Origin of the sequence: Pseudomonas sp. SED1, assembly GCF_034044025.1 — a bacterium.
In the GTDB taxonomy this organism is placed as follows: Bacteria; Pseudomonadota; Gammaproteobacteria; order Pseudomonadales; family Pseudomonadaceae; genus Aquipseudomonas.
This window is the reverse complement of record NZ_JAXCIS010000068.1, coordinates 81,699-101,450: the sequence shown is the minus strand read 5'-3', so window position 1 is coordinate 101,450 and position 19,752 is coordinate 81,699. Positions and strand designations below refer to the sequence as shown.

Below are 19,752 nucleotides of genomic sequence, written 5' to 3'. Positions count from 1 at the left end.
GGTCACAACCCATTCACGAGGCTTCAACGGATGAGAATCCTCGGCATTCTTTGCCTGCTACTGACCCTGAACGGCTGCAGCTCGCTGCTGTTTTACCCGGAGCGCGGCTTGCCGTTCACCCCGGAAAAGGCCCACCTGCAATACCGTGACGTGACACTGACCACCGCCGATGGCGTCAAGCTGCACGCCTGGTGGCTTCCGGCCAAGGCCGGTGTGCCGCTCAAGGGCACGGTGCTGCACCTTCACGGCAACGGAGGTAACCTCGCCTGGCACCTCGGCGGCAGTTGGTGGCTGCCGGAGCAGGGCTATCAAGTGCTGCTGCTGGACTATCGCGGTTACGGCCTGTCCGAAGGTGAAGCTTCGCTGCCAGCGGTTTACCAGGACATCGACGCCGCCTTCAAGTGGATCGACAACGCCCCCGAAACCCAGGGCCAGCCACTGATCGTGCTTGGCCAAAGCCTGGGCGGTGCGCTGGTGGTGCACTACCTGGCGGAACATCCCGAGCGCCAGCCCCAGCTCAAGGCGCTGGTGCTGGACGGTGTGCCGGCCAGTTATCGTGACGTAGGACAATTCGCCCTCAGCACCTCCTGGCTAACATGGCCATTCCAGGTACCGTTGTCGTGGCTGGTACCGGACGCCGACAGTGCGATCAACGCCATGCCCCGGCTGACCGGTGTGCCGAAGTTGTTGTTCCATAGCCTCGATGATCCGATCGTGCCGCTGTCCAACGGCATCCGCCTGTATCAAGCTGCGCCGCCACCGAGGGTGCTGCAACTGACCCGGGGTGGTCACGTGCAGACCTTTGCCGACAAGACCTGGCAAACCGTGATGCTGCGCTACCTCGACGACCCGCAGCATTTCAACGGGCTGCGCCGCCTGGGGGAAATCCCCAATTACCCGGCGTCCCCGAATTCCAATGCAGAGAACCCGCAATGAGCGAAGAACGCAACATGATCCCCCTGATCCTCACCTGCATTGGCACCATCATCGGCACCGTTGGCTGCCTGTGGTACTACGGCTATTTGCACTTCGCCAAGCCTGAGGATGCATTGCTGCTCAGCGACTTCACCATGCTCAAGACCGTGCCGGGCGAGGACTACAAAATCTCCCTGACCCCGGCCGCCCAGGTAGCGCAGTGTGTCGATGGTGTGTTGGTGCTGTTTGATACCGAACAGAAAGGCCTGACCGGCGTCCTGGTGAACGGCAAGAAACAGGCGGTGCGTTGCATGGGTCAGGAAACGCCGCAATTGGAGCAGTAGGACAGGTCGCTTGAGAAACGCTGGAACTATTCTGGATTGATTACCACAGATTTCGGACTGGTCAGCGTCGCTGATTCGGTTACCTAATCTGGAGTTATCCGTATGCAAGTTAACGATTCATCTTCTGCGCAAAGCTTTGGCAATTTTGGCAGTCAGGGTATTCAAGATGCAGGTTCACCCCAGGCAGGCGCAGACCAAGGCGCCGGTGGCTCGCAAGGGACAGGGGGAGCGGATCTTTTGGAACTGCTCAAGAAATTGCTGATGCAAGCCGAGCAACAAAGCAGCCAAGGCCAAGGTGGTGAAGGTCAAGGCCAGGGCCAGGCTGGCAACGCCGGACAGATTCAATTCGGTTGAGTGTGTATAGGCGGTGAGGATATTGGTCTGATCCGTCTATGCCCATAAGCAAAGAACCCCGCCAATTGGCGGGGTTCTTTATGTTGCATCAGTCGATCAGTTAGCCATCGAAGAACGTGGCTTGACCGGCTGGTTGTCGTTGGAGATGGTCACTTCAACGCGGCGGTTCATGGCACGGCCCGAAACGCTGCCGTTGTCGGCAACCGGGTATTCCTTGCCATAACCCTGGGTCACGATGCGCGAGATATCCACACCCTGGTTAGCCAGTGCGCGCTGCACGGAAGCGGCACGGCGCTCCGACAGGCTCTGGTTGTACGAGTCGGAACCGGTGCTGTCGGTGTAGCCTTCGACAATCACTTTACGGTCCGGGTTATCGCGCAGGAACTGCGCCAGCTTGGTGATGTTCACCAGGCCGCTCGACTTCAGGTCCGACTTGTTGGTGGCGAACAGCACGTCACCAAAAGTCACCAGGGTGCCGCGATCGGTTTGCTTGGCGTTCAAGCTGTCTTGCAGTTGCTTGATCTGCGCGTCACGGGCTTCCAGCAGGGCGCGGGCACGTTCGTCGCCAGCGTTTTTCAGCTTGGCTTCGGACTCACGCAGGACGATGGTGTCCTTGGCCACTTCAACGCGCTGGTTGGTCAGGTAGGCCAGTTGATCGACCTTCTTCTGGTCTTCCTTGTCGCGGTAGGCCTTGTCAGCCTTGTCCAGCCACTCGCTGGCGTCTTTGGTTTCCAGCGCCGCTACTTTGGTGGCTTGCGGGTTGGCTTGCAGGGCCGAGAAGTTGGTGCGAGCGTTTTCCAGGTTCGCGTTCGGCGGGGTAGAGCACGCCGCCAGAGCAACGCTCATTGCCAGCAGGGCAGGGATCATCAATTGTTTACGCATAGTCGTGTCGTCCTTTCAATTCGGTTTCGGGTGCAATGCAATCAGAGGTAGCGGCTTATTGCTGCGGCTTGATAACAGCCGGACGCATGCCTTCCTGACGCAGCTCCTGAACAGCTTTCTGGGAATCCTTCACAGCTTGGTCGGCCTTGGCAGCCTGGGCTTTGCGCTCTGCGACGCGTGCGTCCCACTCGGCTTGTTCGGCCAGGCGACGGGCTTCGTCATAATTCTTGTCGTGCATGGCAATTTCAGCTTGCTTCAGTTTGTCCTGAGCCGACTTCATTTCCACGGCTGCGTACTCGGTACCACCGGCGCTGACGGCGCTGTTCACCGCAGATTGGGTAACAGCGTATTGCTCGGTCGGTGGGTTGCCGGCGCAGCCAGCCAGTACGAAGCTGGTGCCGATTGCCAGCGCGGCCAATTTAAGCCCGCGCAGGTGGTTAAACGAGGTTTTGGCAGTGCTGGTCTTCATCGTCTTCAACTCCATTAGGTAACTCCTGAAAAACATCAAATCCATCTCCGGCTTGCAGTGTCTGCGGGGGCCCGGCGGTAAAGCTCGGGACGCCTATTCAAACGGCTGTTCCAAGTGATGGCTTACTGGCTGTGACCGGAGGCTTTTTTGAATAGTTCAGCGAAGATGGCGATTTGCCTAAAAAAATATCTGACTGAACGGTCAGCGTTTAAAAGTTGGAACTTTTGCAATACGCAGGGGTATTCAGGGCCCGTCGGAGGCCCTGAATACTGGAGGTTTCGGTTTTTTTAGCGGAGGTTGACTAGTGTTTCTGCTTGTCGGACTGAGCCGACAGATCGTGCAGATAGCGCCGTGACAGCGTGAGAAAGCGTGGGGTTGGGCCAACGTCTTCGTACAGCGGATCGCCTTCCTCATCGGTAGCAATCACCTGCTTGCCCTTGATGTAGGGAAAGCTCGCTTCCAGCTCTTCGAGGGCTGCGCCAATCAACTCGCCGAGCAGTTCTTCGGTGTGGCGTTTGGGGTACATCTCGGAGATCGCCGCCAGCCTGGCAGCGGCTTCAACGTCCAGATGGATGGCGTATTCGGTTTTGGTCAGGCGACCCTTGGCGTTTTCTTTCCAATGCTGGGCCAGTTCTCGGATTTTCATGGCAACCTCAATGGAGCCCACGGTACGCGGGCGATGATGAGTGACCAGCCGGCCAGCGCGGATAACGCTGCGGCTTACTGTTGAGACTAGCTGCAACTCACAAGGTTTAAAGTTCCTTGTAAGACTTCGCCGTGGGCGGCACTCTTGAGGATCAAAGCGTCCCGGATTTTCTGCTGGAGATTGGCTGATGAGCGATATCGATGCACGTTTGCGTGAGGATGTTCACCTGCTGGGTGAGCTGTTGGGCAACACGATTCGAGAGCAGTACGGCGATGAATTCCTCGACAAGATCGAGCAGATCCGTAAAGGCGCCAAGGCCGACCGCCGTGGCGCGGCTTCGGAGCAGGCGGCTGGCGAAGAGCTGAGCGCCAGCCTCAACCAACTGAAAGAAGATGAACTGCTGCCGGTGGCGCGGGCCTTCAACCAGTTTCTCAACCTGGCCAACATCGCCGAGCAGTACCAGTTGATCCACCGCCGTGATGAATCAACGCCTGCGCCGTTTGAGTCACGGGTACTGCCGGAACTGCTGGCACGCTTGCAGAGCGAAGGCCACAGCAGTGAATCCCTGGCGCGCCAGTTGGGCCGGCTGGAAATCGAGCTGGTGCTCACCGCTCACCCCACCGAAGTTGCCCGCCGCACCCTGATCCAGAAATACGATGCCATCGCCGCACAATTGGCCCTGCAGGATCACCGCGACCTCACCACCGCCGAGCGCGCGCAGATCCGCAATCGCCTGCAACGCCTGATCGCCGAAGCCTGGCACACCGAAGAAATCCGCCGCACCCGGCCCACGCCTGTAGACGAAGCCAAGTGGGGCTTTGCGGTGATCGAGCATTCGCTGTGGCACGCCATCCCGAATTATTTGCGCAAGGCTGATCATGCCTTGCATGCGGCGACCGGTTTGCGCCTGCCCCTGGAAGCCGCGCCGATTCGCTTCGCTTCCTGGATGGGCGGCGACCGCGACGGCAACCCCAACGTCACCGCGCCGGTCACCCGTGAAGTGTTGCTGCTGGCACGCTGGATGGCGGCTGACCTGTACCTGCGCGATATCGATCACCTGGCCTCCGAGCTGTCGATGCAACAAGCCAGCCCGGCATTGCAGGCCAAGGTCGGCGACAGCGTCGAACCTTATAGGGCGTTGCTTAAGCAACTGCGTGAGCGCCTGCGCGCCACACGCCAATGGGCCCACACCTCGTTGACTACCACCACGCCGGCGCCTGCCGATGTGCTGCAAAACAACCGCGAGCTGCTCGAGCCGCTGGAGCTGTGCTACGAGTCGTTGCATACCTGCGGCATGGGCGTGATTGCCGACGGCCCGCTGCTGGATTGCTTGCGTCGGGCGGTGACGTTTGGCCTGTTCCTGGTGCGCCTCGACGTTCGTCAGGATTCGACCCGCCACTGCGCGGCCATGACTGAAATCACCGATTACCTGGGCCTTGGCCGTTACGAGGATTGGGACGAAGAGGCGCGCATCAGTTTCCTGATGAAGGAACTGGCCAACCGTCGCCCCTTGTTGCCGGGTTACTTCAAACCCTCGGCAGACACTGCCGAAGTGCTGAACACCTGCAAGGAAATCGCCGCCGCACCTGCCGCTTCGCTGGGTTCCTACGTCATTTCCATGGCCGGCGCCGCGTCGGATGTGCTGGCTGTGCAACTGCTGCTCAAAGAGTCCGGCGTACAACGACCGATGCGGGTGGTGCCGTTGTTCGAGACCCTGGCTGACCTGGACAACGCAGGCCCGGTGATCGAGAAACTGCTGCTGTTGCCGGGCTATCGCGCCCGTCTGCAGGGCCCGCAGGAAGTGATGATCGGCTATTCGGATTCGGCCAAGGATGCGGGCACTACCGCCGCCGCCTGGGCGCAATACCGGGCCCAGGAACAGTTGGTGGAAATCTGCCGCGAACAACAAGTCGAACTGCTGCTGTTCCACGGTCGCGGCGGCACCGTAGGCCGCGGCGGCGGCCCGGCGCACGCGGCGATTCTGTCGCAGCCACCGGGTTCGGTCGCGGGGCGTTTCCGCACCACCGAACAAGGCGAGATGATCCGCTTCAAGTTCGGCCTGCCGGACATCGCCGAGCAAAACCTCAACCTGTACCTGGCGGCAGTGCTGGAGGCGACGTTGTTGCCACCGCCACCACCGGAGCCGGCCTGGCGCCACTTGATGGACGAATTGGCCGCCGACGGTGTCAGCGCTTACCGCGCCGTGGTGCGGGAAAATCCGCAATTTGTCGAGTATTTCCGCCAGTCCACGCCGGAGCAGGAGTTGGGCCGCTTGCCTTTGGGCAGTCGCCCGGCCAAGCGTCGAGCCGGCGGTATTGAAAGCCTGCGGGCAATCCCGTGGATTTTCGGCTGGACCCAAACCCGCCTGATGCTGCCGGCCTGGCTCGGTTGGGAAGCGGCCTTGAGCAAGGCCCTTGAGCGCGGCGAAGGTGAGTTGCTGGGGCAGATGCGCGAGCAGTGGCCGTTCTTCCGCACCCGCATCGATATGCTGGAAATGGTGCTGGCCAAGGCCGACGCCGACATCGCCCGCCTGTATGACGAGCGTCTGGTACAGCCTGATCTGCTGCCATTGGGTGCGCACTTACGCGACCTATTGTCGCAGGCGTGCAGTGTAGTGCTTGGCCTGACTGGCCAGTCTCAGCTGCTGGCCCATAGCCCCGATACCCTGGAGTTCATCCGGCTGCGCAACACCTACCTCGACCCGTTGCACCTGTTGCAGGCCGAGTTACTGGCCCGATCGCGGCAACAGGAGGCGGCGCAGGACAGCCCTCTGGAACAGGCGCTGCTGGTGTCTGTGGCCGGTATTGCCGCCGGATTGCGCAACACCGGCTGACATTTATGGCGTGTTCTCAATAGCTTGCAGATACATCGCGCCGGTCGCCGTCAAAATGTCGACCGGCGTTTTGCTGTCCGGGTTGTACCTGCCGATAAAGCCAGCGCGGCGCGGGTTTCTCCTACTTTCGGCGGCTTGTGTGGTTTGGGCCTGCTGTGTATCTTGATCAGCCTTTGGCCGTTTGTGCGGCCTGGACCCAAAATTTCCGAGATTGGCCCCATGCGGCGAATCCGAGCGTCATCTTTATAAAAAATTGAGGAGCACATCGATGCGCGTCATTCTGCTGGGAGCTCCCGGGGCCGGTAAAGGTACTCAGGCAAAGTTCATCACTGAAAAATTCGGCATTCCACAAATTTCCACCGGCGACATGCTGCGCGCAGCCGTCAAGGCTGGCACCGAGCTGGGCCTGATCGCCAAGAGCGTGATGGACAGCGGCGGCCTGGTCTCCGATGACTTGATCATCAACCTGGTCAAGGAACGCATCAGCCAGGACGACTGCAAGAACGGTTTCCTGTTCGACGGTTTCCCGCGCACCATTCCCCAGGCTGAAGCCCTGGTGAAGGCCGGCGTCGAGCTGGACAACGTGGTGGAAATCGCCGTTGAAGACGAAGAGATCGTGCAGCGTATTGCCGGTCGTCGTGTTCACGAAGCCTCGGGCCGCGTTTACCACATCGTCTACAACCCGCCGAAAGTGGCTGGCAAGGATGATGTCACCGGCGACGACCTGGTGCAGCGTAAAGACGATACTGAAGAAACCGTGCGCCATCGTCTGTCGGTCTATCATTCCCAGACCAAGCCGCTGGTGGACTTCTACCAGAAACTTTCGGCCGCCCAGGGCAAGCCGAAGTACAGCCACATCGAAGGTGTGGGTTCGGTTGAAGCCATCACTGGCAAAGTACTGCAAGCGCTGAGCTGATCGTTCATCCGCTTGATTGACAACGGCCCGCTTGCGGGCCGTTGTTGTTTATACTGACGCACTTTTTTTCAACGTGGATGCATACACCGATGAGCACCTTGCTGGCCCTGGACACCGCGACTGAAGCTTGCTCCGTTGCCCTGCTGCATGATGGCAAGGTCACGAGCCACTACGAGGTGATCCCGCGCCTGCACGCGCAGAAGCTGTTGCCGATGATCAAGCAACTGTTGCTGGACGCGGGCACCACCTTATCGGCGGTGGACGCCATCGCGTTCGGCCGTGGCCCGGGTGCGTTTACCGGTGTGCGCATCGCTATTGGCGTGGTCCAGGGATTGGCATTTGCTCTCGAGCGTCCGGTGTTGCCGGTGTCCAACCTGGCGGTGCTGGCGCAGCGGGCGTTTCGCGAACACGGCGCCAGCCAGGTTGCGGCGGCCATTGATGCGCGCATGGACGAAGTGTATTGGGGTTGCTACCGCGAAACCGCTGGCGAGATGCGCCTGGTGGGTGCTGAAGCCGTGTTGCCGCCTGAAACGGCGGCCTTGCCGGCTGATGCCAGCGGCGACTGGTTCGGTGCCGGCACCGGCTGGGGCTACGGCGAGCGCATTGGCGTGACGCTTGCGGGCCAGGATGCCGCAATGTTGCCCCATGCCGAAGACCTGCTGGCCTTGGCACGCTTTGCCTGGGAGCGGGGCGAGGCAATTGCGGCCGACCAGGCAGCGCCTGTGTACCTGCGGGATAAAGTGGCGCAAACCAAGGCTGAACGCGGAATTATTTGACGTCAAAAAGGCGGGCAATTTCAGGCAAAAATCGCCAATCGTCAGAATTTGCCCGCGCTTTTAAACCTTTTACCAATTATGTGTTCTAGTTATCACCAGAGCATTTGCGCGCCATGGAAAGCGCCACTAAAATGCCATCACCGATACCGAGTTCGCATGTATGCGCATAGACGGCTTTTCATCACAGTCCTACCCCCTCAAGCGTAAGCCTCGCAAGGCGAACGTGACGGTAGACGACTCCGTCGAAGACTCGCCCGACTTTGTTGAAATCCAGTCTGACTCAACTGCTGTTTCTGCTCGTTCCCATGGCTCCAACGGCGAACGCATCAGCGGCGTACCCGCCCGCCAGCAAGACATGGTCTTCCCGCGCTCCATGAGCAAAAACGTCGCCAATGCCCTGGCCAGCTACCTGACCACCGCCGGCTTTGTCGAATGGGATATGGAAGTGCTGGGCCTCGATATCCACATCTGATGCTGTTGCCTTACTACCTCGGTTGTCCGTCCTGGAGTGAAAACGCCTGGCGCGAATACCTGTATCCCGCCGACGCCCGTTCCAGCGATTACCTCGCCCTGTATTCCCACGTCTTCAACGCTGTTGAGGGCAACACCACGTTCTATGCCCGCCCCTCCGTCGCTACCGTGCAGCGCTGGGCTGAAATCATGCCCGAACATTTTCGCTTCACCGCCAAGTTTCCGGGTGATATCAGCCACAGTGGCAACCTGATTGAGCAGTTGCCTGCGGCGGAAAGTTTTCTTGGGTTGATGAGCCCGTTGGGCGAGCGCATTTCGCCATTGTGGCTGCAACTGCCGGCCAGTTTTACCCCGCAGCGCCTGGGTGAGTTAGCCGGGTTTATCGATGGGTTGGAGCGACCGTTGGCGGTGGAAGTGCGTCACTCGGAGTTCTTTGCCAAGGGCGACGCCGAGCGCAGTCTCAACCGCTTGCTGCGCGACCGGGGTGTCGAGCGCATCTGCCTGGACCCGCGTGCGTTGTTCAGTTGCACGTCCACCTCGGCAGCCGTGCTGCACGCCCAATCGAAAAAGCCCAAGGTGCCACCTCGCCCGGCGGCGCTGACGCAGTTTCCGCAAGTGCGCTTTATTGGCCATCCGGAGCTGGAAGCCAATGACCCGTTCCTGGTGCCCTGGGTTGAAAAGGTCGCCGGCTGGATCGAAGAGGGTCGCACGCCCTATGTCTTTCTCCACACCTCTGACAATCGCCTGGCCGCCCAACTGGCCCTGCGCTTTCATGAAAAGCTGATGGTGCGTTTGCCCGGCTTGCCGGCCTTGCCGCAGATTCATCGAGAACCCGAAGCGGAGCAACTGGGGTTACTCTAAGGCTCCTTTTCCCGACAGGAGTCAGTCATGGATGCCCAAACCCTCCGCGCCGAAACCTTCAAGGCCCTGCATGAGCGTGACCGTGCCTTCGTGATGCCCAATCCGTGGGATGCCGGTTCCGCAAAAATGCTCGCCAGCCTGGGTTTCGAAGCCCTGGCCACCACCAGCGCCGGCTTCGCCTTCAGCCTCGGCCGCCCGGATGCCGAAGGTGCGTTGTCCCTGGAAGACACCTTGGGCAATGCCGGGGCGATCGTCCAGGCCACCTCGCTGCCCGTTGCCGCCGACCTGGAAAACGGCTTCAGCGACACGCCCCAAGGTTGCGCCGAGACCATCCTGCGCGCCGCAGCTACCGGCATTGTCGGTGGCTCCATCGAAGACGCCACCGGGATTGCCGTCGACCCGATCTATCCTTTTGATTTGTCCGTCGAACGTGTCGAAGCGGCGGTCGCTGCCGCCCGCAGCCTGCCGTTCCCCTTCACGCTGACCGCCCGTGCAGAAAACCTCCTGCATGGCCGGCTGGATTTGCCCGACACCATCCGCCGCCTCCAGGCCTACGCCGAAGCCGGTGCCGACGTGCTGTATGCACCGGCCCTGCGCAGTGCCGAGGAAGTGTTGGCCGTGGTGAAGGCGGTCGCGCCAAAGCCCGTGAATATCTTGATGTCAGGCGCCCTGAAACTCAGCGTGGCGCAGTTGAGCGAGCTGGGCGTCAAGCGCATCAGCGTGGGTTCGGCCATGGCCCTGGCGGCTTATGGAGAGTTCTTCAGGGCGGCCCGGGAGGTTCATGAACTGGGCACGTTTACCTTTACCGAACGCTCGATGCCGTTCAGCCAGGCCAATCAACTGTTCAAGGGTTGAGGGAGCGTGCGCTTCTTCAAAGTGCTGGGTGTGTTGCTCGTGTTGGCGGGCGGTCTGCTGGTCGGCGTGTGGCGGGGCTGGGTGCCGCTGCCCGATGACTGGAACCCGTGGGCACCGTTGGACGTGCGCGCAAGCCCGAACCTGTTGACCCGATTCAAGCTTGGGCGTTTGCAGGATGACCCTGCGCTGTGTGACCAGGTGCTGAAAACCTCCGGGCTGCGGGTCACCCATCAGGCAGACAGCCCTGCCGATGCCGCCTGCCCGCTGCGCAATACCTTGCGCGTCCAGGGGGCGGAGGTCGGTCTGAGCAGCAGCTTTCTCGCCAGTTGCCCGCTGGCCGTGGCGTTCGCCCTGTTCGAGCGCCACAGCTTGCAACCGGCGGCGGAGGCGGTGTTTGGCCAGGCGGTGACACGGGTCGATCACCTCGGCAGCTTTGCCTGTCGCAATATCTACAACCGGGCCGATGGGCGCCTCAGCCAGCACGCGTCGGCGAATGCTTTGGATATCGCCGGCTTTCGCCTGGCGGACGGGCGCACCATCAATGTGCTCAAGGATTGGCCGGGCGGCGGCGAGGGCGCGAGGTTTCTGCGGCAAGTGCGCGATGGCGCCTGCAAGGATTTCAACGTGGTGTTGAGCCCGGATTACAACGCCGCCCACCGAAACCACTTTCATCTCGACATGGGGCGTTGGTGGGTGTGTCGCTGAGAATCAGGCCGCGAGGCGCAGGTTGTGGATAATCAGTGGGCGAGCCCAGCGGCTGTCGAAGTCCAGGGCTTTTTGTTGCTCAACCAGCTCTTCTGTCGGGAATGGCGGCGGTGGCGGTGGCAGCAGGTCCAGTTCGAATTCGGCAATCGGCAAATGCAGTGGGCGTGGCTGAGGCGCCGGGCCAGGCAGGGGCAGCGGGTGGCCGGCGGTCAGGACGATAGGGCGCACCCAACCGCTTTCGAAGTTCTGCTGTTTTTGCTGGGCGACCACTTCTTCCGCTGGGTACGGTGGCGGGGACGGTGGCAGCAATTCCAGTTCGAATTCGGCGATGGGCAGGAACAGCGGCTCGGGCGGGGCGATCTCGGTCTCTTTCACGTCACACGCGCGTTGGGTGACGATCTGCGACAGCAGGTCACTGCCTTCGCTCGGTTCAACCGACGGATCTACCGGCGTTGCCACGGACTTGGCGAGCGCGCCCGGCGTGTCGCCGAGCTGTTCGGCCAACGCCTGGGCGAAGAAGTCCTGCCACACATGACTGACCCCGGCCAGCGCTTGGGTATTGCGCAGGCCGAAGTGGTTGTGGGTCGGCAGTACACCGGTAAATAGCGAAGGAATGTCTGACATTTCTCTCGATCGTCGCTCAGCTCTGGCAAAATGCCTGATCCTTTTTTTTATCGGCCGCTTTTCGCCGATCCTTAATATTTTTGAGCGTAGTCACCGATGAGCGAACAACCAGCGGCCAGCCGCATTCGGGTCGAGGCCTTGGCCGAAGGTTTTCAGGCCCGTGCCCAGCAGTGGGCCGAGCAGCTTGGGTTGCCTTTGCAGCTGGATGAGGCGGACTTTGCCTTGCAGGTGAGCGAGCAGGGCCTGCAGTTGCAACAACTGGGGCCTGATGCGCCTGGGCCGGTGCGGGTGGATTTTGTGGAAGGTGGTGCGGCGCACCGGCGTTTGTACGGTGGTGGCAGCGGGCAGATGATTGCCAAGGCGGTGGGCGTGGCGCAGGGTGTGCGGCCGCGGGTGCTGGACGCTACGGCGGGGTTGGGCAAGGATGCTTTCGTACTGGCTAGCCTGGGGTGCGAGATGAGCCTGATCGAGCGGCAGCCGTTGATTGGGGCGTTGCTGGAGGATGGTCTGGCGCGCGGGGCTGAGGATTTTGAGGTGGCGCCGATTGTGGCGCGCATGAGGTTGCTCAAGGGCAATTCGATTGAGGTGATGCGCAGTTGGGAGGGGGAGCCGCCTCAGGTGATTTACCTGGATCCGATGTTTCCTCATCGGGAGAAGACCGCGCTGGTGAAGAAGGAGATGCGGTTGTTTCGGCCCTTGGTGGGGGATGATCCGGACGCGCCGGCGTTGCTCGCTGCTGCGTTGGCCTTGGCCAGCCATCGGGTGGTGGTTAAGCGGCCGCGTAAGGCGCCGTGTATTGATGGTCCGAAGCCGAGTCATGCGTTGGATGGGAAGTCCAGCCGGTATGACATTTATCCGAAGAAGGCGCTGAAGTCCTGAGGCGGGTATGGGTGTGTATATCCGTTACCTGGATAACGGATATGCCCCCGATCAAACCAGATGCAGATGGTTATCCCAAAGCCCCGCCGGCAACTCCAGCGGTTTAGCCACCAACGGCACCTGCCGACAATCATAAAACCGGCAACGCCCCTGCCCGGAAGTCACTACAAACCCGTCAGCCACCGCACCCACCCCGGCACAATCCGGCAACGGCCCGTCCAGCAGCAACTGCGCGCTGTCCATGTTCCAGATAAAGAACCGATTGCCCCGAGGCGCCGTCAGCGCCACCAGCCGCAACTCACTGTGCACCGCAACGCTGGCCGTGTAATGCCCCATGGCCTGCAACTGCTCATCCGCCACCGGAAACGCCACAAACGGCTGCCCCGGACGCTTGATCGCCAGCAACTCCGACCGCTCATGAGACGCCCCCATGAACTGCTGCCCCGCGAGGATCGTACCGTCGCTGGCAATCCCCATATGCCGCACACTGTTCATCTGCTGGCTCAGGGTTTCCTTGCTCAACAGCGTACCGTCGCGTTGCATCAGGACCAGGCTCGGCTCCATGGCATTCAGGTTCATCTCCACCCGGCTCTCCGCCTCGGTACGAATCCCGCCGTTAGCCACCACCAGCGTCTCACCGTCAGGCATCCACGACACCTGATGCGGCCCGATCCCATGGGTAGAAATCTCCCCGGTGTGCACCAACCGCTCACCCTCGAACCGATACACCCCAAGCAAGCCACGGCCCGGATCGGACGTGTCGTTTTCCGTGGCATACAACCACTCGCCATCCTTGTGCACCACCGCATGTCCATAAAAGTGGCGATTGGCGTTGGACGTAATGGTCTGCAGCAGCGCCCCGTCACGCAAGTCGATCAGATAGCTCTCGGTGCCCGGCCGGCGGGCGACAAACAGCGCAATCGGCAGCGTCGGGTGGTTGATGATGTCGTGGCAGCGCTGGCCAACCTGGGTCGCAAACACTTGCTTGCCGTCCAGGTGGAAGCCGACGGCGTAGTGCTTGCCATCACTGTCATCGCGCGCCGAGAGCAGCAGCGGGCTTTTGCCCTTCTGCTTGAACAGCGTCCAGCCACCCAGGGTAATTGCGCTGAGCAGCACGCTGCCGAGGGCCAAAGCCTGTCGCCTGAGCATCATCAGTCACCGTCGTTGGCGTTAAAGCCCAGTTGGATACCCAGCGCCTTGGCCAGTTCGCCTTCGTGCAGGCGGTGGACCACGTTGAGGCTGTCGTAGATGTCGTTGAGTTGCTGGCGCCCGGCATCGTCGCCCAGCAGTTCGTTCAGCGAGCGCTGGTTGCTGGCGAACAGTTTCAGGGACGCGGCATACGCGGCGTCAATCTTGTCAGCCAACGGCTTTTGATCGGCAGGCAACAGGCCGCGCAGGCCTTTGTTGTCGACGCCGACCCATACGGTCTGGGCGGCAGCCAGGCTGGCCTCCAGGCTTTGCAGGGACGACTGGCTGCGCCACGCATCTGCCTGGAACGGCTGCGGGATGCCCTTGGTCTGGCGGCCCATCGGGGTGCCGAGTTTTTTCTTCAGGGTGTCCAGCGCGGTGACTTGTACCCGCAGCAGATCAGCGATGGCTTCGTGGGAATCGGCGTAGCGCTGGTTAGGAAAGTTGGTCATCTGCGCCAGCATGCCGTCGGTGCTGTTCCAGCTCGACAGGATTTCTTCGGCGAGCAGTTTCTGGCGTTCGCCGATGGCTACCAGCAACGGGCAGTAGCGGGCTTTTTGCGTCTCGTCCGCCAAGTCGGTCTTGGCGTCGTAGAGGATGTATTCGTAGGCCGACAGGCCCTGCACCACAACGCTGGATTTGGCCAGTGCGGCGGCATCGATCTGCGGCTGGGCAGTCACCAGTTGCTCGACCTGACGGCCCACCAGGTTTTTCTTGTCCGGCCAGAACTGCACCTGCCACGAGCGGTTGCCCTCGGCCAGCGGGCCGATCAGCAGCGGTTGCAGCTCGGCCCAGGCTTTTTGTGCGTGCAGGAAGTCAGCACGGGCGGTCTCCAGGCTTTCCTTGCCCTGGCAGTAGGCCAGGGCACTGACGGCCAGTTGGCGGTCGGCTTCAACCCAGCGGCTGTAGGTCGGCAGGATCACTTGCTTGGCGATGGCTGCCGAGGTCACCGCTTGCGGATCCTGCGGCGAGCATGCACCGAGGGCGAGGGCGGCCAGGCTGGTGAACAACAACTTGGGACGGAACATGTCGAGCTCCCTTCTGTAATTAGGACAAAGCTTATAAAGAATTCAGGAATGCCAGCAACGCTGCGCGCTGTTCGGCATTAAAAGACAGCACATGCTGCTGCGCCGCCTGGGCTTCACCGCCGTGCCACAGCACGGCCTCCATCAGGTTGCGGGCGCGGCCGTCATGCAAAAACTGGGTGTGGCCACTGACGGCTTGCGTCAGGCCAATGCCCCACAACGGCGGGGTGCGCCAGTCGCGGCCACTGGCCTTGAATTCGGTACGGTTGTCGGCCAGGCCGTCGCCCATGTCGTGCAGCAGCAAGTCGCTGTAGGGGCGAATCACCTGGTTGGCCAATTCAGGTTCGGCAGCCGTTGGCGCCGTGGTGAATTGCGGGGTGTGACAGCCCTGGCAGCCAGCCTGGTAGAACAGGTTTTTCCCGGCCAGCACCTGCGGCGCGTTGACGTCGCGTCGGGCGGGGACGGCCAGGTTGCGGGTGTAGAACAGCACCAGGCGCAGGATGTTGTCGCTGACCTCAGGCTCGCCGTCCGGCCCATTGCCGTTGGGCGCCTGTTTGCAGGCGACTTGTGCATCGGTGCAGTCATCGAACGGTCTCAGGGACGTGGTGAGGCCCATATCACCAGAGAACGCGTGAACATTTTGTTGATTGAGGTTCGGTTGCCCGGCTTTCCAGCCAAATCGACCGAGCACGGTCTTGTGTTGCGCGTCGTCCCAGACCCAATTCGCGCGTCCGACAATGGCTTCCTTGTCGGCGGTTTTCGGGTCGGTGTTACGCAGGATGTCGGCGTCGGGGATGGCTTCCAGCAGCCCCAGGCCGATCATCGGCGGTGCGACCCGGGCCGAGAAGCGCGTGTCGGGGTGCATTGGGCCGTAGCCCAGCTGGGTGATTTGCAGCGCCGGCTTGCGCAACTCGACGACGGTACCGTCCTTGAAGCTGACGTTGACCGGTGTGTAGTCGACCCGCACCTTGCCTTCCGGGGCGACGCCGGGCACGGCCATGTCCTGCAATTGCCCGCCGTAGACCGGCTCGGGGACGACACCCAGTTGCTCGATGACCTTCGCATAGGGCGGCGCATCGGGGATCGACAGGCGCACCAGCATCGACACCGCGTTGGCTGCATCGGGCAGCGGCGGATGACCACGGCCATCCTTGATATGGCAGTTCTGGCAGGCGTTGGTGTTGAACAGCGGCCCCAGCCCATCGCGGGCAGTGGTGGTCGACGGGGCAATCACCCAGGGGCTGCGGAAGAAACTGTTGCCCACGCTGAAGTCCAGGCGCCGGGTCGGGGACAGGTTGGCCGAGGGCAGCGAGAAGGCGTTCTGGTCGGTTTTTCTCACCGTTGTCGCGCCACCCGCGCGCGCTTCGCCCGGCTCCGCTTTGGTGAATCGCGGGGCGTCATCGCAGGCACTCAGGCTCAAGGCCATCAACAGTGCAGACAGGCGAAGGGGCGAACGAGACATCAGGTTTCCTGAACGGAGGCTGAAAACAAGGCCGCAAAGTCTAACAGGGCAGGGCGGATTGAATAAGAGCAATTATCGTTTGGTGATATCCGATTCATTCCCGCTAGAATGACCGCACATTTTTCTCTGGAGGTGGCCAATGCAGGCTCTCGACGCTTTGCTCAACCGTGTTTCCGTGCCGCGACTGCTGGACCCGGCACCGACCCAGGAGCAGCGCGACCTGCTGTTCGCCGCCGCCATGCGCGCCCCCGACCACGGCCAGCTGCGGCCATGGCGCTTCCTGACAGTGGAAGGTGCGGCACGTGAGCGCATGGGCACGCTGCTGGCCGAAGCCGCTCGCCTGCAAGACGCCGACGCGCCTCAGGCCGCGATCGACAAGGCGCAGAACGGTCCGCTGCGTGCGCCGTTGGTGGTGGTAGTGATTGCCCGCCTGCAAGAACATTTCAAAGTGCCAAAATCCGAGCAACGGCTGGCGGCGGCCTGTGCGGCCCACGGGATTCTGCTGGCGGCGTATGCCCAGGGCATTGGCGCGGTGTGGCGCACCGGTGAGTTGTCGTACTCGGCACACGTTGCCAAGGGTCTGGGGTTGACCGGGGATGAGGAAGTGATTGGCTTCCTCTACCTGGGCACGCCACAAAACCCGCCGCGTACCGCGCCGAAAGAAGACCCGGCGCCGTTTGTGGCGGCCTGGACGGGTCAGTAAGGCACCGCAACTCTAATGTGGACGGGCTTGTGTGGGAGCGGGCTTGCTGTGGTGAGCGGGCTTGCCCCGCGTTGGGCTGCGAAGCAGCCCCATCAATCTGTGGTGAACCCGACGGGGGACAAGCCCCCTCACCACAGCAAGCCCGCTCCCACATTTAGACCTCACTGGTTTCAAGCTCGGGTCAAACCCGAAACTGATCCATCAGCTTCATCTGCTGGCTGGCCAACGCATTGAGTTGGCTGCTGATGGCTGCCGACTCGGTGGCCTGGCCGGTCAGGGTTTCGGTCACCGTGCGGATCGCCGAGACGTTGCGGTTGACCTCTTCGGCCACCGCACTCTGCTGCTCGGCAGCGCTGGCGATTTGCAGGTTCATGTCGCTGATCACCGTCACCGCGTCGCTGATCTTGCCCAGGGCCTGCACCGCCTGATGAATCTGCCCGGCATTGTTCTGCGCCTGGCTCTGGCTCGAATGCATGGTCGCCACCACCCCACGGGTGCCGGTCTGGATGCGTTCGATCACCAGGCGAATCTCCTCCACCGAATCCTGGGTACGCTTGGCCAGATTGCGCACCTCGTCGGCCACCACCGCAAAACCTCGCCCGCTTTCCCCGGCCCGTGCTGCTTCAATCGCAGCGTTCAGGGCCAGCAGGTTGGTCTGTTCGGCGATGCTGCGGATCACTTCCAGTACCGAACCGATCTGTTCGCTGTTCACCGCCAGGGCTTCGACTTCGGTCACGGCCTTGCTGACTTCTTCGGCCAGGGTGGTGATGTCGCGCGTGCTGCGCTCAATGATCTGCATGCCTTCACGGGCTGACTGGTCGGCACCGCGGGCAGCGCTGGCGGCGTTGGAGGCGCTGTTGGCCACGTCGTGGGCGGTGGCGCTCATTTCATTCGAGGCCGTGGCCACCTGGTCGATCTCACGGAACTGCACCTGCATGCCTTCACTGGTCTGGCGCGCGATTGCCGAAGACTGGTCGGCGGTGCCACGGGCTTCGGTGATGCTTTGCTTGATCTGCGCGATGGTCGGCTGCAGCTTGTCGAGGAAGCGGTTGAACCAGTTCACCAGTTCCCCCAGTTCATCCTTTTTAGCGTAGGCCAGGCGTTGGGTGAGGTCACCGTCGCCGCTGGCGATTTCCTTGAGCATGGCGGCCACGCTGTTGATCGGCCGGGTCACGCCGGTGGCCGTCAGCCAGATCAGCAACAAGCCCAGCAGGCCGGCGGCTGCGCCCACCAGCAGCGCCTTGACGGTGCCACTGGCCTGGGCCTTGTCGAGCACGGCCTGGAGTTTCAATGAGTCTGCCAGAAGCACTTGTTTAGGCAGCTTGATCACCACCCCCCAGGATTTGGCGTCGGCAATCGGCTTCACCGGGTACACGGCGCGGATGGTGCCATCTTCCTCGCGGATCTTGCGGGTATCGCTGGCCAACAGTTGCACGATCTCTTTGCCTTCGGCGCCGAGGGTGTCCACCAGGTTTTTGCCGACCTTGGCCGGCTCGCCGCTGTAACCGGCAATCAGGCCGTTACCGGACAGTATTTCGAGAATCCCTGCACCATTGAACAGCTCTTTTTGTGCCGCATCGGTGGCCGCTTGAAGGGCGTTGAGGGCGAGGTCGATCCCCACTACGCCGATCACCTTGCCGTCGACCAGCAGGGGTAGGGAAATGGTGGTCATCAACACCGGTTTGCCGGCCACGGTGTCTTCATACGGGTCCAGCAGGCAGGTGTTTTTGGTGTCCCGCGGGCAGGTGTACCAGATGTTGTAAGGCGTACCGCTGAGGTTGAGGGTGGTCTTGGTCAGGTCGTCCTCGACCATCACCGTGTTCAGGCCTTCACCGCCGGCGCGGCTCCAGTAGCTGGAAAAACGGCCTTTTTCGTTGGACACACGGGCGGCGTCGTTGACGAATTCGCTGTCCTTGCCGTCGAGGGCGTTGGGCTCGAACGACAGCCAGATACCGAGCACCTTGCTGTTGCGGTCGAAGGCGGTTTTCAGGCTGTGGTTGAGCTCTTCACGCAACGCTGCGGCGTCCAGCGAGCGCTTGCCGGCCAGGGTGCGCAGGTCCTTGATCTGGTCGGCGAGGGCCGTGACCACCAACAGGCTTTCACCGAAGGTTTTTTGCAGTTGCGAGGCTTGTTCGGCAGCCTTGGCCTGCAGCAGGTTCTGCACGCTGTCGGTGAGCATTCGCGAGCTTGAATTGCTGATCAGTTCGTCGTTCTGATTGGTCTGGTACAGGTTCATGCTGACCACCAACGCGATCACCCCCAGCAGGCAGAGCCCGGACAGCAGCACGATTTTCAAACGTATGGAGAGGGTGTCGAACATAGTTTTACCCGCGAATGGACTTATTAGTATGCAAGCTCAGGCGAGTCCATTCGGCGCTATGCCCGGAACATCGGCTTGAGCCGGCAGTTCATGAGCGTAAGCCGATGAGCGGTAGGCGGGGGTCAGGCAGGGTGCGGGAGGCGTTCCGGCCGAGACCAGATCCACAGGTTGCCCATGCTCATTCCGGCGATGGCCAGGTAGATCGGCCAGCCATGGTCGAGCATCACCAACATCAAGCCGGCGCACAGCAACATGCTCACGGTAGCGCTGACTTTGGCCCGGCGGGCGATGATCTTGCCGTTGCGCCAATTAACCAGGATCGGCCCGAACAGGCGGTGGTTTTCCAACCAGGCGCTTAGTCGCGGGGAGCTTTTGGTGGCGGCCCAGGCGGCCAGCAGGATGAATTCGGTGGTGGGCAAGCCCGGTACCACAATCGCAATCAAACCGATGCCCAGGCTGACGTAGGCCAGCAGGCCGAACAGGACACGGGCGATTTTGGATGAGGATTGGGTTTTGCCGGTCAT

The 19,752-nt window shown here is 61.6% G+C and carries 21 protein-coding genes and 1 pseudogene; 12 read left to right on the top strand and 10 right to left on the bottom strand.

What is annotated here, in order from left to right:
- The first annotated feature begins 30 nt into the window (after window positions 1–30).
- From SNL23_RS10765 to SNL23_RS10755, 3 genes are all read left to right on the top strand, one after another.
- Window positions 31–936 (top strand): alpha/beta hydrolase, encoded by a 906-nt coding sequence (locus SNL23_RS10765; protein ID WP_318302228.1) that lies wholly within the window; start codon window positions 31–33, stop codon window positions 934–936.
- Window positions 933–1,259: a hypothetical protein gene (locus SNL23_RS10760; RefSeq protein ID WP_318302225.1), complete on the top strand. Its 327-nt coding sequence runs from the start codon at window positions 933–935 to the stop codon at window positions 1,257–1,259. Before SNL23_RS10765 ends, SNL23_RS10760 begins: the two co-directional genes overlap by 4 nt.
- A 102-nt stretch (window positions 1,260–1,361) precedes the next feature.
- Complete coding sequence (locus tag SNL23_RS10755) at window positions 1,362–1,613, top strand: hypothetical protein (protein ID WP_076017481.1); 252 nt, start codon at window positions 1,362–1,364, stop codon at window positions 1,611–1,613.
- Window positions 1,614–1,709: 96 nt separating this feature from the next.
- On the opposite strand, the gene SNL23_RS10750 is transcribed toward SNL23_RS10755, so the two are convergent.
- From SNL23_RS10750 to SNL23_RS10740, 3 genes are all read right to left on the bottom strand, one after another.
- Window positions 1,710–2,495, bottom strand: coding sequence for an OmpA family protein (locus SNL23_RS10750; protein ID WP_076017480.1), 786 nt, complete (start codon window positions 2,493–2,495; stop codon window positions 1,710–1,712).
- A gap of 55 nt (window positions 2,496–2,550) precedes the next feature.
- Entirely contained in the window at window positions 2,551–2,964 is a 414-nt protein-coding gene (locus tag SNL23_RS10745) for a DUF4398 domain-containing protein (protein WP_173860415.1), read from the bottom strand.
- Window positions 2,965–3,265: 301 nt separating this feature from the next.
- Window positions 3,266–3,610 (bottom strand): pilin assembly protein, encoded by a 345-nt coding sequence (locus SNL23_RS10740; RefSeq protein WP_318302224.1) that lies wholly within the window; start codon window positions 3,608–3,610, stop codon window positions 3,266–3,268.
- A 187-nt stretch (window positions 3,611–3,797) separates the two neighbouring features.
- On the opposite strand from SNL23_RS10740, the gene ppc reads away from it, so the two are divergent.
- The 7 genes from ppc to SNL23_RS10705 all read left to right on the top strand — a co-directional run bounded on the left by ppc (window position 3,798) and on the right by SNL23_RS10705 (window position 11,027).
- Window positions 3,798–6,443, top strand: a complete 2,646-nt coding sequence (ppc, locus tag SNL23_RS10735) for a phosphoenolpyruvate carboxylase (RefSeq protein WP_076017478.1) — start codon at window positions 3,798–3,800, stop codon at window positions 6,441–6,443.
- 268 nt (window positions 6,444–6,711) lie between these two features.
- Window positions 6,712–7,359: an adenylate kinase gene (adk, locus tag SNL23_RS10730; protein WP_076017477.1), complete on the top strand. Its 648-nt coding sequence runs from the start codon at window positions 6,712–6,714 to the stop codon at window positions 7,357–7,359.
- Window positions 7,360–7,448: 89 nt separating this feature from the next.
- Entirely contained in the window at window positions 7,449–8,135 is a 687-nt protein-coding gene (tsaB, locus tag SNL23_RS10725; protein WP_318302223.1) for a tRNA (adenosine(37)-N6)-threonylcarbamoyltransferase complex dimerization subunit type 1 TsaB, read from the top strand.
- Between the two features lie 160 nt (window positions 8,136–8,295).
- Entirely contained in the window at window positions 8,296–8,607 is a 312-nt protein-coding gene (locus tag SNL23_RS10720; protein WP_167664449.1) for a hypothetical protein, read from the top strand.
- Window positions 8,607–9,467 (top strand): DUF72 domain-containing protein, encoded by an 861-nt coding sequence (locus SNL23_RS10715; protein ID WP_076017474.1) that lies wholly within the window; start codon window positions 8,607–8,609, stop codon window positions 9,465–9,467. Before SNL23_RS10720 ends, SNL23_RS10715 begins: the two co-directional genes overlap by 1 nt.
- A 27-nt stretch (window positions 9,468–9,494) precedes the next feature.
- The gene (locus SNL23_RS10710) at window positions 9,495–10,322 is read left to right on the top strand and encodes an isocitrate lyase/PEP mutase family protein (RefSeq protein ID WP_076017473.1); all 828 of its coding nucleotides are present in this window, start codon (window positions 9,495–9,497) and stop codon (window positions 10,320–10,322) included.
- Window positions 10,323–10,328: 6 nt separating this feature from the next.
- On the top strand, window positions 10,329–11,027 hold the full coding sequence (locus tag SNL23_RS10705) for an extensin-like domain-containing protein (RefSeq protein WP_318302222.1): 699 nt from the start codon (window positions 10,329–10,331) through the stop codon (window positions 11,025–11,027).
- Between the two features lie 3 nt (window positions 11,028–11,030).
- Here the strand turns inward: SNL23_RS10705 and SNL23_RS10700 are convergent, their stop codons facing one another.
- On the bottom strand, window positions 11,031–11,651 hold the full coding sequence (locus SNL23_RS10700) for an energy transducer TonB (RefSeq protein ID WP_318302221.1): 621 nt from the start codon (window positions 11,649–11,651) through the stop codon (window positions 11,031–11,033).
- A 96-nt stretch (window positions 11,652–11,747) separates the two neighbouring features.
- Between SNL23_RS10700 and SNL23_RS10695 the strand changes: the two genes are divergently transcribed.
- Window positions 11,748–12,530: a class I SAM-dependent methyltransferase gene (locus tag SNL23_RS10695; protein ID WP_167664446.1), complete on the top strand. Its 783-nt coding sequence runs from the start codon at window positions 11,748–11,750 to the stop codon at window positions 12,528–12,530.
- A gap of 51 nt (window positions 12,531–12,581) precedes the next feature.
- On the opposite strand, the gene SNL23_RS10690 is transcribed toward SNL23_RS10695, so the two are convergent.
- The 3 genes from SNL23_RS10690 to SNL23_RS10680 are packed head-to-tail and all read right to left on the bottom strand — an operon-like array spanning window position 12,582 to window position 16,205.
- Window positions 12,582–13,679, bottom strand: coding sequence for a DUF1513 domain-containing protein (locus SNL23_RS10690; RefSeq protein ID WP_318302227.1), 1,098 nt, complete (start codon window positions 13,677–13,679; stop codon window positions 12,582–12,584).
- Window positions 13,680–13,681: 2 nt separating this feature from the next.
- The gene (locus tag SNL23_RS10685; protein ID WP_318302220.1) at window positions 13,682–14,746 is read right to left on the bottom strand and encodes an imelysin family protein; all 1,065 of its coding nucleotides are present in this window, start codon (window positions 14,744–14,746) and stop codon (window positions 13,682–13,684) included.
- A 31-nt stretch (window positions 14,747–14,777) separates the two neighbouring features.
- The gene (locus SNL23_RS10680) at window positions 14,778–16,205 is read right to left on the bottom strand and encodes a di-heme oxidoreductase family protein (RefSeq protein WP_318302219.1); all 1,428 of its coding nucleotides are present in this window, start codon (window positions 16,203–16,205) and stop codon (window positions 14,778–14,780) included.
- A gap of 139 nt (window positions 16,206–16,344) precedes the next feature.
- Here SNL23_RS10680 and SNL23_RS10675 point away from each other — a divergent pair, with 139 nt between their 5' ends.
- Entirely contained in the window at window positions 16,345–16,908 is a 564-nt protein-coding gene (locus SNL23_RS10675; protein ID WP_318302218.1) for an NAD(P)H nitroreductase, read from the top strand.
- 181 nt (window positions 16,909–17,089) lie between these two features.
- Here the strand turns inward: SNL23_RS10675 and SNL23_RS31515 are convergent, their stop codons facing one another.
- The 3 genes and pseudogenes from SNL23_RS31515 to SNL23_RS10665 form a co-directional block, all read right to left on the bottom strand.
- Window positions 17,090–17,845 (bottom strand): methyl-accepting chemotaxis protein, encoded by a 756-nt coding sequence (locus tag SNL23_RS31515; RefSeq protein WP_371132077.1) that lies wholly within the window; start codon window positions 17,843–17,845, stop codon window positions 17,090–17,092.
- 102 nt (window positions 17,846–17,947) lie between these two features.
- Window positions 17,948–19,087, bottom strand: a pseudogene (locus tag SNL23_RS31510) (PDC sensor domain-containing protein); the annotation flags it as partial.
- A gap of 263 nt (window positions 19,088–19,350) precedes the next feature.
- Complete coding sequence (locus SNL23_RS10665) at window positions 19,351–19,752, bottom strand: YbaN family protein (protein WP_318302226.1); 402 nt, start codon at window positions 19,750–19,752, stop codon at window positions 19,351–19,353.